This is a genomic window from Thiovibrio frasassiensis (assembly GCF_029607905.1).
In the GTDB taxonomy this organism is placed as follows: Bacteria; Desulfobacterota; Desulfobulbia; order Desulfobulbales; family Desulfurivibrionaceae; genus Thiovibrio; species Thiovibrio frasassiensis.
In genome coordinates this window covers 1,069,914-1,084,030 of sequence record NZ_JAPHEH010000001.1, presented here as the reverse complement: position 1 = coordinate 1,084,030, position 14,117 = coordinate 1,069,914, and the positions used below count along the sequence as shown (strand labels likewise).

The 14,117-nt window shown below is 57.3% G+C and carries 12 protein-coding genes; 7 read left to right on the top strand and 5 right to left on the bottom strand.

What is annotated here, in order from left to right; genetic code table 11:
• Nucleotides 1-7 precede the first annotated feature (7 nt).
• Nucleotides 8-205, bottom strand: coding sequence for a hypothetical protein (locus OLX77_RS05125; protein WP_307632517.1), 198 nt, complete (start codon nt 203-205; stop codon nt 8-10).
• Nucleotides 206-506: 301 nt separating this feature from the next.
• On the opposite strand from OLX77_RS05125, the gene OLX77_RS05120 reads away from it, so the two are divergent.
• Nucleotides 507-1,163, top strand: a complete 657-nt coding sequence (locus OLX77_RS05120; RefSeq protein WP_307632516.1) for a YkgJ family cysteine cluster protein — start codon at nt 507-509, stop codon at nt 1,161-1,163.
• 98 nt (nt 1,164-1,261) lie between these two features.
• On the opposite strand, the gene OLX77_RS05115 is transcribed toward OLX77_RS05120, so the two are convergent.
• Nucleotides 1,262-1,957, bottom strand: a complete 696-nt coding sequence (locus tag OLX77_RS05115; RefSeq protein ID WP_307632515.1) for an XTP/dITP diphosphatase — start codon at nt 1,955-1,957, stop codon at nt 1,262-1,264.
• A 205-nt stretch (nt 1,958-2,162) separates the two neighbouring features.
• Between OLX77_RS05115 and OLX77_RS05110 the strand changes: the two genes are divergently transcribed.
• A complete protein-coding gene (locus OLX77_RS05110) occupies nt 2,163-2,804 on the top strand; it encodes a ferredoxin-like domain-containing protein (RefSeq protein WP_307632514.1) in 642 nt (213 codons plus the stop codon).
• Nucleotides 2,805-2,819: 15 nt separating this feature from the next.
• Here OLX77_RS05110 and OLX77_RS05105 read toward each other — a convergent pair whose 3' ends face one another.
• The 3 genes from OLX77_RS05105 to OLX77_RS05095 form a co-directional block, all read right to left on the bottom strand.
• A complete protein-coding gene (locus OLX77_RS05105) occupies nt 2,820-4,832 on the bottom strand; it encodes a M48 family metallopeptidase (RefSeq protein WP_307632513.1) in 2,013 nt (670 codons plus the stop codon).
• A gap of 18 nt (nt 4,833-4,850) precedes the next feature.
• Nucleotides 4,851-5,435 carry a LemA family protein gene (locus tag OLX77_RS05100; protein WP_307632512.1) on the bottom strand — a complete coding sequence of 195 codons (585 nt, stop codon included), beginning with the start codon at nt 5,433-5,435 and terminating at the stop codon, nt 4,851-4,853.
• 81 nt (nt 5,436-5,516) lie between these two features.
• Complete coding sequence (locus tag OLX77_RS05095) at nt 5,517-6,821, bottom strand: spore maturation protein (protein ID WP_307632511.1); 1,305 nt, start codon at nt 6,819-6,821, stop codon at nt 5,517-5,519.
• A gap of 286 nt (nt 6,822-7,107) precedes the next feature.
• Between OLX77_RS05095 and OLX77_RS05090 the strand changes: the two genes are divergently transcribed.
• From OLX77_RS05090 to OLX77_RS05070, 5 genes are all read left to right on the top strand, one after another.
• Nucleotides 7,108-9,180 carry a TOL_0244 family TonB-dependent receptor gene (locus tag OLX77_RS05090; RefSeq protein ID WP_307632510.1) on the top strand — a complete coding sequence of 691 codons (2,073 nt, stop codon included), beginning with the start codon at nt 7,108-7,110 and terminating at the stop codon, nt 9,178-9,180.
• A gap of 11 nt (nt 9,181-9,191) precedes the next feature.
• On the top strand, nt 9,192-9,866 hold the full coding sequence (locus OLX77_RS05085; RefSeq protein WP_307632509.1) for a YfiR family protein: 675 nt from the start codon (nt 9,192-9,194) through the stop codon (nt 9,864-9,866).
• Nucleotides 9,853-12,207, top strand: coding sequence for a response regulator (locus OLX77_RS05080; protein ID WP_307632508.1), 2,355 nt, complete (start codon nt 9,853-9,855; stop codon nt 12,205-12,207). The genes OLX77_RS05085 and OLX77_RS05080 overlap by 14 nt, the downstream gene beginning before the upstream one ends.
• Before the next feature lie 88 nt (nt 12,208-12,295).
• Entirely contained in the window at nt 12,296-12,649 is a 354-nt protein-coding gene (locus OLX77_RS05075; RefSeq protein ID WP_307632507.1) for a response regulator, read from the top strand.
• A gap of 246 nt (nt 12,650-12,895) precedes the next feature.
• Complete coding sequence (locus OLX77_RS05070) at nt 12,896-14,113, top strand: KamA family radical SAM protein (RefSeq protein WP_307632506.1); 1,218 nt, start codon at nt 12,896-12,898, stop codon at nt 14,111-14,113.
• The last annotated feature ends 4 nt before the right edge of the window (nt 14,114-14,117 follow it).

The following is a 14,117-nucleotide window of genomic DNA, read 5'->3' as shown; positions in this document are numbered from 1 at the left end:
TCCGCAATCAAGAGAGTTCCAAAGGCATGGGCCCGTCAATCTTCAGCGAAAAAATCGCGATGATGGCAGGCAAGGCGGCAAAAGGGCCCATGAGAAGGGACATGACAAAGGAGCTGACAAACCAGAAGGTTTCGGCTAGCTTGCCAGTGGTCTCGGCAAGGATTGGGGCTGCGGATCTTTTTTCGCTGCGGAATGTTTTCTTCATGGCCGACCTCCTGTCTCGGATGTCCTGGGCGGCGCAGAATCATTTCATGCGCCGCTTTGTCTTGATGTATACGCAAGGGGTATGCCATGGGAGACGGAAGCAAATCAAGGGAGCAGCGCACAGGTCATTTTTTTCGTATAAAAACAACACCATGCTGGATGTATAAAAAACTATTTATATGGTATCCTGCCATAGAATAACGTAATTTATCATGGACAAACAGACTAACAATGCTCCCATCTCATGGCCGGCAAGGATCATCTTGCGCCCAAACTACCCTTACGCCCTTCGCCCCTGAACCATGAGCGATCCCAAACAGTGCAAGCAATGCGGCACCTGTTGCCGGAAAGGCGGACCAGCCCTGAGCCGGGGGGATCTCGATCTGGTCCGCCAAGGGGTTATTCACCACGATCAGCTGGCCACCGTTCGGCGCGGGGAGACAGGGTACAATCCGGCCACCGGTAAGCTTGAGCCGGTTCCGGTGGAGCTCCTGAAGATCCGAGGCACCGCCAACGGCTGGACCTGCCTTTTCTTCAATGAAGAAGCAAACAGCTGCTCCATCTATGCACACCGCCCAACAACCTGCCGGATTCTCCAGTGCTGGCAGCCGGAAGCGCTCCTGGCCACCATCTACCGGAACACCCTGCGCCGCACCGACCTGATCAACCCCAACGACCCGATCCTTGCGGAGATCGCGCGCCACGAACAAGCATGTCCCGGCCACCTTACCGGTCAACTCGCGGCCTCAGGGAAACCGGAAGATCTCTTGCGACTCACCGAACTGGTGCGCACGGATCTCGCCATCAGAAAAGAGGCTGCCCACAAGTTCGGACTTTCGCTGGAGATGGAATTTTTTCTTTTTGGCAGGCCACTGTTCAAGCAGCTGGCTGGGTATGGGATAGCATGTGTTGAAGAAAACGGAGAGCTCCGTTTGCAGAGGCGAAACAAGTCATCGTGAAACGAGGCGAACATGGAGTACGTGCACACAATTTCCCTCCCCCTCGGCGGATAACGCGGACCTGAGGGGAGGGTTGGGCAAGGAAGGGAAGCGATCCCTTACTTCACCTCCCGCACCATGATCTCTTCAGACCAATCATTGTGTTCAAACTGCTCATGCTCCGGTTTGGCAGGTTTTGCCTCGGTCAGCCGCTGCTTCACCCACTTGAGCACCTGCTCGAATTCAGCGGCCATCTCGGCCATGGCCTTCCCCCGGTGACTCACCTTGTTTTTTTCCGCCATGGACAATTCGGCAAAGGTCTTGCCCAGCTCCGGATAATAAAAAATCGGATCATAGCCAAAACCATCCTCGCCCCGTGGGGCGGTGAGCAGCTCCCCTTGGCAGGTTCCCTCATAGGTCAAGGCCGGGCCGGAAGGCACGGCGATGGAGATGACACAGTGGAAGGCGGCCTTGCGGTTGCTCACCCCTTCCATCTCCTTGAGCAACTTGGCGCTATTCTCCGCATCGCTGGCATTATCCCCGGCATAGCGGGCGGAATACACCCCGGGCGCACCACCCAGCGCCTCCACCGCCAGCCCGGAATCATCGGCAATGCAGGGGAGCCCCAGAACCTTGGCGGTAAAATGCGCCTTTTTGTAGGCATTGTCATCAAAGGTTTCCCCGTCTTCAACCACCTCGGGGATGGGGCCGAAATCGGCCAGGCTGCGGATCTCCACCGGAAAATCCTTAAGCAACTCCTTAAACTCCTTGAGTTTGCCCTTATTCGTGGTGGCCAAAACCAATATATTGAACATACTTTTTCTCCTCACAAAAAATCTGTGGCCTGATAGTATCGATAAGAGACACATTTAAACCCTGCGCGCCGGGAAGTCAAGACAGGCGGCGACAGGAAACTATTTCGGCGGATACTTGTCCTAGGTCAAGGACCCAAGCAAACTAAAGGGGTAAAAAAAAAGAGGCAATCCAGCCCCCCTTTTTCAATAAACAAGGAAGATCGCTATGACTACAGAAAACGAGAGACCCAAGAGCTATAATGTCGTCCCCGGCCCGAAAATGGGGGTTGTCACCCCGGAGTTCCTAGAAAAAATAGCGGCCATCGCCAGAAAGCACAGCATTCCCATGCTGAAGATCACCGAGGCGCAGCGGCTTGCCCTGCTCGGCCATGATCCGGAACAGGTGGCGCAGATCTGGCAGGAGCTGGGCCTGGAGGCGGGGCCGCAGAAACCGGTGGGCATCCATTACATCAAGTCCTGTCCCGGGATGAAATGGTGCAAGTTCGGGCGCCAGGATTCCCTGGCCCTGGGAGAAAAAATCGGTGCGGCGCTGCTCTCCATGCCTTTGCCGGCCAAAACCAAGGTCGGCATCTCCGGCTGCCCCATGAACTGCTGTGAGAGCTTTGTCCGCGACATCGGAGTGTTCGGCAAGAAGAACGGCTGGACCCTGATCTTTGGCGGCAACGGCGGGGGGTTGCCAAGAATCGGCGACATCATCGCCCAGGACTTGAATGATGAGGAAGTAATCTCCCTGGCGAAACGGTGTCTGGAGTACTACGCGGCAAACGCCAGGAACAAGGAACGATCCGCCCGCTTCATGGAACGCACCGATCTCGCCCAGTTCAAGGGAGCAGTGCAGGCCGGGTAGCCGAACCATCCGGACTCACGCTTCCGGCGCACCCTCGTCGCTGTGCCCGGTGAGCCAGAGCGGCACCGGGCAGCTGAGCGCCTCGGCAATGGCCCGGAAGAGCTCCGCCTCGCGAATGGTTATCTTTTCATCATAGGTAATGCAGTCCAAGGCGGCAGCAAGAACCAGCTGTCTGGTTTCAATCCCACCCTGAGCCAGAATTTTCAGGGCATTATCAAACCCCTTCAGCGAACACTCCCGGGCGGGCCGGTAGCTGAACCGCTTCATCTCCTTGCCGAAAACCCGCACCGCCTGCATCAGCGACTTGCGGGCCAGATTCTCGTCCCCATGGCCCAATCGGGAGAGCAGAGAGAGCACGCAGGAGATCTCGTCGCCCATCTGGGCGAGCGGGCGGGACAGCGCCAGGGAGGGGGGGTGCGGGTGGAAGCGCGGCTCCAGATGCCGCAACAGCACATGGCGCAGGGCGTACTCGAACAGGTCGATCCTGCCGTCGGCCCCCATCAACTGATCCACCCCCCGTTTAAACGCTGCATACTGATCAGGAGAAAGACTTTTTAAGGCGGGCATGGCCATATCCACCAAGGGCAACCGCATCTCCGGGAAAAGCTCTGCAAAGTCGGGGAGCAGCCGCGCCAACTCCTGCCGCACCTCCGGATCCGTTTCCCTTTCCAGCAGGCCAAGCTGTTTTGCCCGGATGGCGGGATCCCCGTCGAGGAGAAGGCCGAAAACCATCGCCCTGGCCCCGAAGCCATTCCTGGCCGCATCCCGGATCGGGGGCGGGAGGGAGACGATCATCTCCCGGGCCAGGCGCAGGTGATCCCCGTGCGGGCCAACAATTACCTCCCTTAGGGGGCGGCCGGCGGCCAAGGAGTGGATGAAAACATGCCGCCCCTCTCCCCCGGCCGGTATTTCGCCGGGCAGTGACCCTGGCTGACCGGCTGAAGCCGCATACATCATGGCCTCTTCCTCGCTGACCGGCGCAAATTCTACCCGCGCCGGGAAATCCCCCTTAAATTCCGGATCGAGCTTCTGGATTCGAGACAGCAGGGGGGGGTGGGTGGAAAAGACGTTGAACCAACTTTCCTGCAACCCATTGCCGAAAAACATATGGCTGATCTCGGAGGCGTGCGGATCCCGGATTTTCGAACCGGCAGCCAAGCCGCCGATCTTTTTGAGCGCCCCGGCGAGCCCCAGGGGATTTCGGGTGAACTGCACCGCCGAGGCATCCGCGAGAAATTCCCGCTGCCGCGCCACCGCGCTTTTGATCAGCCTGGCAACAAACACCCCGGTGTAACCGACAACAAGGAGAACCAGGCCGACCAGCACCGCATAAAAACCGCCCCCTTTGCCCCGATCCCGACCCTGATCCGACGCAAACCCGCTTTTGAGCAGGATCTCGCCCAAGAGACCGATGACCAGAATGCCGTGCAGGATGCCCTGCAACCGAACGTTGATCAGCATATCGCCATTGAGGATATGGCTGAACTCATGGGCGATCACCCCCTGCAACTCTTCCCGGGTGAGATACTGCACCGCCCCTCTGGTGACGCCGAGCACCGCGTCCTCGCGCGAAAAACCGGCGGCAAAGGCGTTGATCCCGCCTTCCCGGTCGAGCAGATAGACGGTGGGCACCGTAACCCCCGAGGCAATGGCCATCTCCTCGATGATATTCAGCAGGCGGCGTTCGTAAAAATCGCGGGTATCGGGATAGATGACCCGCCCACCCAAGAGCTGGGCGATGAGGCTGCCGCCGCCGCTGCGCAACCGCAGGTACTTATAACCAGTGCCCACCAGAATCAGGGCCAGAACAACACCGGCGATTTTGCCCATGATGGCAAGATTCCACTGGCGCGGAGAGAGGTTGAAGGGGGTCAGCGAAACATAGAGACGGCCGAGATTGAAGGTGGTCAACACATAAAGGAAAACCGTGACCAGAGCAACAATCACCGCCACCGCCGCGGTAAAATAGAGGATCAGCCAGAAGGTGTTCCTCCGGGCCATGTACTGCTGTGCAAAAAAATCCCGCATCGTCTTACCCTGGGATGTTCAGAAGGCGACCTTGGGGGCTTCGCGCTCATTTTTCTCCTCGAGCTCCAGGAACTGCGCGGGGAGAAAACCGAAGATCCCGGCAAAGAGCACGGCGGGAAACAGCTCTCGGCCGGTATTGTAAGTCATGACCGCGTCGTTGAAGGCCTGACGGGCAAAGGCGATCCGGTTTTCCGTGGAACTCAGTTCCTCGCTGAGCTGCATCATGTTCTGGTTGGCCTTAAGGTCGGGATAGTTTTCCACCAGGGCGAAAAGACGCCCCAAGGTGGCGGAGAGTGCGCCCTCCGCCGCAATCACCCCCTGGATCGCCGCAGCGTTGCCCGGATCGGCCGCGGCCTGTTGCACCGCACCCGAGGCCTGATTGCGAGCACCAATGACCGCCTCCAGGGTTTCCCGTTCGTGCTTGATGTACTCCTTGGCCACGGCCACCAGATTGGGGATGAGATCGTACCGCCGCTTCAGCTGCACATCGATTTGGGCAAAGCTGTTTTTGAAACGGTTCCGCAACCCCACCAGCCGGTTGTAGATCCCGACCACCAGCAAAACCAGCACCACAAACACTACCAAAAAGACTATCCCGCCCATACGCAGACCTCCCTTTGCACCATGCTTTTTTTGTGTCCCTTTACGGGTGACACGTTGTGAAAAGTGTATCTGGGCTCCGCTCTAAAACCAGAGGTTGCAAACCGTCACCGCAGCAATGAGCCCGGCCATCTCGCCACAGAGCGCGGCAGGCAGGGCATGCCGCGTCCGCCGGACGCCGACGGCGCCGAAATACACGGCCAAGACATAGAGGGTGGTTTCGCTGGAACCCTGGATAACCGAAACCATGGCGGAAAGGAGACTGTCCGGCGACTGCTGGATGATCTCGCTCATGAAGGCAAAGGAACCGCTGCCGGAGAGGGGCCGGAGAAGCCCCATGGCCAAAGCCTCGGCCGGCATACCCACGGCGGAGGTCAGGGGCGAGAGGACGGAAACCAGAATATCCATGGCGCCGCTGGCCCGAAACATGCCGATGGCGACAAAGATCGCCACCATGAAGGGGATGATCCGAATCGCAGTGGTGAAGCCCTCCTTGGCCCCGTCGGTCAGGGTTTCATAGATCCGCACCCCCCGAAGATAGCCGAAGATGAGCAAGCCGGAAATCAAGGCAGGAATCAGCCAACTCGACACGCTGTTGAGGCTGGCGGCGGAAAAGGCCAGCGGCTCGGAAGCGGTGGCCAGCTGATAGAGCGCCCCTCCGAAAAAGGCGGCGATCAGCAGCCAGATGAACCATTTCCCGGCCGCGCTCGGCGGAAACAACTCCGGCGCAACACAGACCTCGGGCTCGAGTGTTGCAGCCTCGCGGATTTGCTGGACAGCGGCCGATTCCAGCCCGCTGTTTCTGCGGACCAGCATCTTGGCCGCCACGATGGCCGTGATGGTGGAGCAGGTGGTGGCGATGAGGGAGGGGATGAAAATGGCGGCCGGGCTGGCGGCACCCGCAGCGGCCCGGATGGTGATCACCCCCAGGGGCAGGAGAGTGACGCAGGAGGTGTTGATCGCCAGGAACAGGCACATGGCGTTGGTGGCCGTCCCCTTTTCCGGGGCAAGCTTGTCCAGCTCCTGCATGGCCTTGATCCCCATGGGCGTGGCCGCATTGCCCAAACCCAGGGCGTTGGCCGCCATGTTCATGATCATGGCGCTCATGGCCGGGTGATCGTGGGGCACGTCCGGAAAGAGACGAACCATCAGGGGGCGCACCCAGCGGGCCACTATCCGCATGAGCCCCCCCGCTTCGGCCACCTTCATGATCCCCAGCCACAGGGCCATGGGGCCGATCAGGCCGATGGCCAGAACAACCGCGTCCTTGGCCGACTCGAACGAAGCCCTGGTAAGGGCGTCCATCCGATTGGTATAGGCGGCGGTTACCGTGGCCAAAACGACCAGGGACAACCAGATAATATTGATAACCGAAGCTTTCTGTTGCATGTCTCTCCCGTCTGCTCTGCGTGGAAAACAAGGTACTCAAAACCCCGGACAAAAAGCCAGGCTTTATTTTTCCATTTGCGCCCAACTTCTGATACGCTTAAAGGATAAATGCGGGATCCAAACACAGTGGAGATTTTCTTTCCCGGCGACACTTGGAAAACCATAAGCCAACATTCTACTACTTGCCTATGATAGGGGAAAAAAGTAGAATTACAATAATTGCTTCCAGCAAGTATGGCCGCAACTTCCTTCTGCCGCAAGGCTCACGAAAAAAAGAGGCGCACCGATGGCAGCTTTCCGCTCAGCCAAAAAAAGAAAACCGAGCCTATCCCGCAAAGCAACTACCCTTACAGCCATCTCCATCCTGATGGCCAGCAGCCAGCCTTGCTGGGCGGCACACCCCAAAATCACCGCGCTTTCCCTTGAAGAGCTGCTTTCCGTGGACATCACCTCGGTTTCCAAAAAAACCGAAAAGGCCAGCGATGCGGCAGCCGCCGTTTTCGTGGTCAGCCAGGAAGACATAAAACGCTCGGGTGCCACCTCCATTCCGGAAGTACTGCGCATGGTACCCGGCCTGCAGGTGGCCCGGATAGACGCCAACAAATGGGCAGTAAGCAGCAGAGGGTTCAACGCCTTTTCCTCCAACAAACTGCTGGTGCTCATGGATGGCCGCACCCTGTACAATCCGCTTTTTTCCGGCGTCCTTTGGAATGCCCAGGACACCATGCTCGATGACATCGAGCGGATCGAGGTGATCCGCGGTCCTGGAGCCAGCCTCTGGGGGGCCAATGCGGTCAACGGCGTCATCAATATCATCACCAAGCACTCGGCGGATACCCAGGGCGGGTTGCTCACCGCCGGAACCGGCAGCGAGGAAAAAGGGTTCGGGTCCGTTCGCTATGGCACCAAGATCAATGAGCATACTACCTACCGGGTATACGGAAAAAATTTCTATCGCGACGACCTGGAATTCGCTAACGGCAGCGAGGCCAATGACGACTGGCACCAAGCCCGCGGCGGCTTTCGACTGGACAGCGCAGCCCCCGATTCCCCCTATTCCTATACCATCCAAGGAGACGGATACAACGGCTATGCCGACGCCGCAACCAACATCCCCACACTAATCCCACCCTTCACTACCGACATCAGCAACCCAAGCCACATCCGGGGCGGGAATCTCCTGGGCCGGTTGACCAGAAAAGGTCCCAACAACTCGGAGATGTCACTCCAGGGGTATTACGACCTGGCCAAAAGCAACGACCGGCTTTTGGGCGACGACCGGGGTACGGGTGACATCGAATTCCAACACCGCTTTCAGGCCACGGAGAGACAGGAACTGACCTGGGGGTTGGGCTACCGCTATAGCCATGATACTTTGGAAAACAGCGCGACCTTCTCCTTTGCTCCAGCCAGCAGAACCGATCAACTGCTCAGCGCCTTTGTCCAGGATGAAATCACCCTGATCGATGACCTGCTCCGGCTCACCTTGGGCTCCAAGTTCGAGCACAATGACTTCACCGGCTATGAGGCCCAACCCAACGCTCGGTTACTCTACACCCCGCACAAGCACCATACCTTCTGGGGTGCGGTGAGCCAGGCGGTGCGCACCCCCTCCCAGGCAGAGCACGACATCCGGATCAGCAGCGCCATTGTTCCCAGCACATATATTCCCCAACTTTCACTTTTTCCTGCTGGCTTGGCGGAGTTTGTCATCAACGGCAACGAGGAGTACAAATCCGAAAAACTCACGGCCTACGAGATCGGCTACCGAACCCAGGTCCACGAAAAACTCGCCTTTGATCTGACCGCCTTTCTCAACGACTACAGCCGATTGCGGACCACCCCTCCGTTTCCGGCAGCAAATTTTATAACCGCCAACAGCACCCCTGGCATACTCTATCAGCTCAACTATGAAGCCGGCAACACCATGGAAGGACAAACCTACGGCTTCGAGCTGGTCGCAGACGCCAAGCCCTTGGAATGGTGGCGTTTGCAATTGGCCTACACCTTCCTGCGCCTGGATTTGCAGGAAACCGGCCAGGGGCTTTATGCAAGCGAGGATGCCGAAGGGGAGAGCCCCCGCAATCAGGTATCGCTCAGGTCCATGATGGATCTCGGCTCCCGCCTCACCCTGGACACCTGGCTGCGCTATGTGGACAATCTCCCGACCTATGGCATCGCCAGCTATGTCACCCTCGATGCCAGAATCGGCTGGCAGCTCAACCCCCAGGTCGAACTCTCCCTGGTAGGCCAGAATCTGCTCGATAACGCCCAACCCGAATTCGGTTCGTTGTTCATCAACACCATCCCCTCGGAAATTGAGCGCAGCGTCTATGCGCAAGTACGCATGACCTTTTAGGCAAGGGTTCCATGAAGCCTGAGATTTTACAAAAAAAAAGTATCCCTGGCCGCAAGCGCGTCTTCGCGCTTTTCGCGCTCCTCTGCCTCTTTTGCCTGCCTTGTGACAAGGCCTCCGGCGCAAACTATGAAGAGTACGAGCTCAAGGCCGGCTTTCTCTATAATTTTTTCAATTTCATCAAGTGGCCAGAGCGCTCTTTTGACTCCGCCAAGAGTCCTTTTGTTCTGGTTATTGTCGGTGGCGGGGAAAAAGACCGCACCATTGAACATGCCTTGCAAAACAGCGTTATCGGCGCACGCCCCCTCAAGGTTATCGTCACCAGCTCTGCCGAGGATCTCGACAAGGCACACATGATCTTTTTCATGGAATCGTATAAAAATTCGGACCTGCCGAAGATCCTGGCCCAACTCCAGGGAAAACCGGTGATCACCGTGGGGGAAGGAAAAAACTTCATTTCCCTGGGCGGCGATATTAATTTTGTCCGAAAAGGAGCAAAGATCAAGTTTCAAATCAATCCGGCTGCAACCGAAAAAGGAGACCTCAAAATCAGCTCCCGGCTTCTCATGCTTGCCGTTGGCCCTGACCAGTCGGCCATCGAGGAGAACAGACCCATCCGCGTGACCGCGCCAAACACCATGACCTCAGACCTAAACCAGGAAACAACAAAGGAAGATGGAATACTTTAACGCGCTCCCGATCAGAAAAAAGCTCCTGCTGATAATCATGCTGGTTACCGGCGGGGTGTTGATTTTTGTCAACAGCGTCATGTGCGCCTATGATTTTTTCACCTTGCGTCATCTCCTGATAAAAAACCTGGCTGTCTTGACCAAAGCCATCGCCGACAATGCAAAATCCACCGTGGTTTTTTCCGATCAGGACGCCGCCAGGGAAACCCTGCTGGCGTTGCGCGCCGAACCGTGTATCGTATATGCTGCCATCCTCACCCCGGACCACCGAGTCTTTGCCACCTATACCACGAACAAGGCGATGACCGAAACCGAGTTTCAACCACCGACCATCCCGCTCAATACCCCGGTCTTTGGCAACGATTCCATCGATTTTCTTACGGAAATAAAGCTCCAGGATAAAACGGTGGGGATGGTCTTTGCCCGCTCCGATCGCCATGATGAACCACTCCTGCTCCAACGGTATCTCCTGGTCGCCCTCCTGGTCATGGGAGTAACCTTTTTTCTCGTCTGGCTTATCACCGGAAAACTGCAACGGGTCTTCACCCGCCCCATTGAACAGCTTGCCGCAACCATCCGCGGGATTACGCGCAATCAGGATTACTCTCTGCGGGCCTCGGTGAAAAACAAGGACGAGATCGGCGCGCTGACCATGGGCTTTAACGAAATGCTTGGTGAGATTGAACTCCGGGATCACGCCCTCATCCAAGCACATAGCGATCTTGAAGAAAAAATTGAGGAACGGACCAAAGACCTTGTCCTGGCGAAAGAGGCCGCCGAGGCGGCAAGCCGGGCAAAATCAGAATTTCTTGCCAACATGAGCCATGAAATCCGCACCCCCATGAACGGGGTCATCGGCATGACCCAGCTGGCCCTGCAAACGGAACTGACGGAAGAACAGCGGGATTTCCTGGAAACCATCGACCTTTCGGCCAACCGCCTCATCCAGGTCATTAACGATATCCTGGATTTTTCCAAAATCGAGGCGCAGAAGCTGGACATCACTTACAACGACTTCAATCTTCGGGAAACCGTCGAGGATACCACGCAAGAACAAGCGGTCCGGGCACACGAGAAAAAACTGGAGCTGTTGTGCCAGATCGAGGAGGATGTCCCGGAATTTCTGGTTGGCGATGCCTTTCGTCTCCAGCAGATTATTACCAACCTCATGGGAAACAGCATTAAATTCACCGAATCCGGCCAGATTCTGCTGAAGGTACAGCGAAAAGCGGAGTACGACGGCGTGGTTGAATTACTCTTTGCGGTCTCCGACAAAGGCATCGGCATACCCGAAGAGCAGCAGCAACGGATTTTTGAGGCCTTCAGCCAGGTAGACAGCTCCATGGCAAGAAAATTTGGTGGCACCGGTCTGGGACTCTCCATCTCGTCCCGCCTTGTTCATCTCATGGGAGGGCGCATCTGGCTGGAAAGCACACCCAATGTCGGCTCCACCTTTTACTTCACCATCCTCTGCGAGAAACAATCGCAAGCAAAAGTCATCCCCCAAGCCTCTCCGGCCTTTTTGGCAGGAAAATCCGTTCTGGTTGTGGACGACAACCCCATCAACCAAAAAATCCTGCTCCAGAAACTGGGGCAATTGAACATGCAGGCACAGGCTGCTTCCGGCGGGGCAGAGGCGCTGGAGATGTTGCAGAAGCACCTTGCGGCGGCAGACCCCTTTGCCCTTGCCATTATCGATATCCAGATGCCGGAAATGGACGGTTTCACCCTGATTGAAAAAATCCGCCAACAGCAACAGCTGGCTGAGCTGCCGGTGATCATCCTCACCTCCGCCGGTCTGCCGGAAGATAAGGTTAGAAGCCAGCGCCTCGGGGTGCACGCCTATCTGCTCAAACCCTGTCGGCAAAAGGATCTGCTCAGGAGTATCTCCACCGTTTTTGTCCAGGCGGAACACCCTGCCCCCCAACAGGCAACACCACAGGCGGGAAAGAAGGAAAAACTCCATATCCTGCTGGCGGAAGACAACCTTGTGAACCAAAAGGTGGCGCAAAAACTGCTGGAGAAGGAGGGGCATTCCGTGGTGATCGCCAATAATGGGCTGGATGCCTTGGAAAAATATGGGGCCGAACATTTCGACCTGATTCTAATGGATGTGCAGATGCCGGAAATGGACGGCTTTGAGGCAACCGAAAAAATCCGCGCCCTGGAACAAGGAACAACGCGCCATATTCCGATCATCGCCTTAACCGCCCATGCCATGAAGGGGTATAGCGAGAAATGCCTGGCCGCGGGCATGGACGATTATGTCTCAAAACCCTTCACCATCGCCAGTCTCATGGAGCGGTTAGACCACTTCTCTTTCCCCCAGTCCGGGGAATAACGCTGACACAGGCCTCCTCCCGCGCAGAAGAGAGCATCGCAACACAACAGGGGGCACCGCTCAACAAAGGCCAGGCAAAATTCTGATCATGGACGATGAAGAACTCATCCGCAATGTTTCCACCGCCAGGCGCCAGAAACTCGGCTATGGACCCCACACCGCCAAGGACGGGGCAGAAGCCATTACCCTTTACCTGGAGGCCAACGGACAGCCCTTCGATCTGGTCATTATGGATCTGACCGTGCCCGGCGGCATGGGCGGCAAGGAAGCCATTGCCCGGCTCCGCCAGCTCGACCCCCAAGTAAAAGCCGTTGTCTCCAGCGGATATGCCGATGATCCGAGCATGGCCAACTTCAGCGAACATGGCTTTTGTGGGGTTACCCCCAAGCCCTTCAGCTTCCGAGACCTCTCTGAATTATTACAAATTATTTTAGGTAGTTAACCTGCATCCTCCTTCCACCCCCGCTCCGACAACGGCACGGGCAAACAGAGACCGACAAAAATTTACGTAAAAACAATAAGTTAAAAAAAATACCCCTCCTGCTTTTTTTCTTGACACTTTCTTGCGCAATGAGCATAAACTGGTTCCATCAAATACACTGACCCGCTTGCGGGGATCAGCGGTATCCTTTTGAAATTATTTAATCTTTTTAATGGATCCATCGACCATCCAGCAAGGAGACGCACAATGCAGCAAAAGGTTGTCCACATTGAGGAGCAAGAGGAACCTCCAGGTTGTTGCCCCACCAACGCCTTTCCCTTTTCCAACCACCCCCCCAGCCCCACCTTCCGGCAACGCCATTTCCCCCTCGCCACCGATGACGACTGGCACGACTGGCACTGGCAGCTCCGCAACCGCATCACCAGCCTCAAAAAACTCGGCAAGCTCATAGACCTCTCGGACAGCGAGCGGCAGGCCATGGCCTTTAATGGCGCCACTCTGCCCCTGGCCATTACTCCCTACTACGCCAGCCTCATTTCCCCTGACAATCCGCAGCAGCCGCTCCGGCGCACCATGGTGCCGACCTTGAGTGAGTTGCTGGTTTCCCAGGGCGAGGAACACGATCCCCTGGGCGAGGACAATCACTCTCCGGTGCCGGGCTTGGTGCACCGCTATCCCGACCGGGTCCTCTTTCTGGTCACCGACTACTGTTCGAGCTACTGCCGCTACTGCACCCGCTCCCGCATGGTCGGCCGGCGCAAGAGCCACAGCCCGGCCCGCTGGCAGAAAGCCATCGCCTATATCGCCGCCAACCCGGGGATCCGCGATGTCCTCCTTTCCGGCGGCGATCCGCTGACCATGGGTGACGAGCAGATCGAATGGCTGCTGAGCCGGTTGCGCCGGATCCCGCACGTGGAGATGATCCGCATCGGCACCAAGGCCCCCATGGTGCTGCCCCAGCGCATCACCCCGGAACTGGTAGCCATGCTGAAAAAATATCACCCGCTGTGGATGAGCATCCACTGCACCCACCCCGACGAACTCACCCCGGAAGCGACCAAGGCCTGCGCCATGCTCGCCGACTCAGGCATCCCCCTGGGCAGCCAGACCGTGCTCCTTTCCGGGATCAACGATTCCCTGGACACCATGCGCACGCTCATGCACGGCTTGGTCAAGATCCGGGTCAAGCCCTATTACCTGTACCAGTGCGATCCCATCATCGGCTCGGCCCATTTCCGCACCCCGGTTTCCAAGGGGTTGGAGATGTACCAAGGGTTGCGAGGCCACACCTCCGGCTATGCCGTGCCCAACTATGTGATCGACGCGCCGGGCGGCGGCGGCAAGATCCCGCTCATTCCCGAAACCGTGGTTGGCCGGGAGGGCAACGATCTTTTGATCAGGAATTACGAAGGCAAGGTCTACCGCTACCCCGACGTGATCGGCGCGGCAAGCCGGGCAAGCTGAGCGT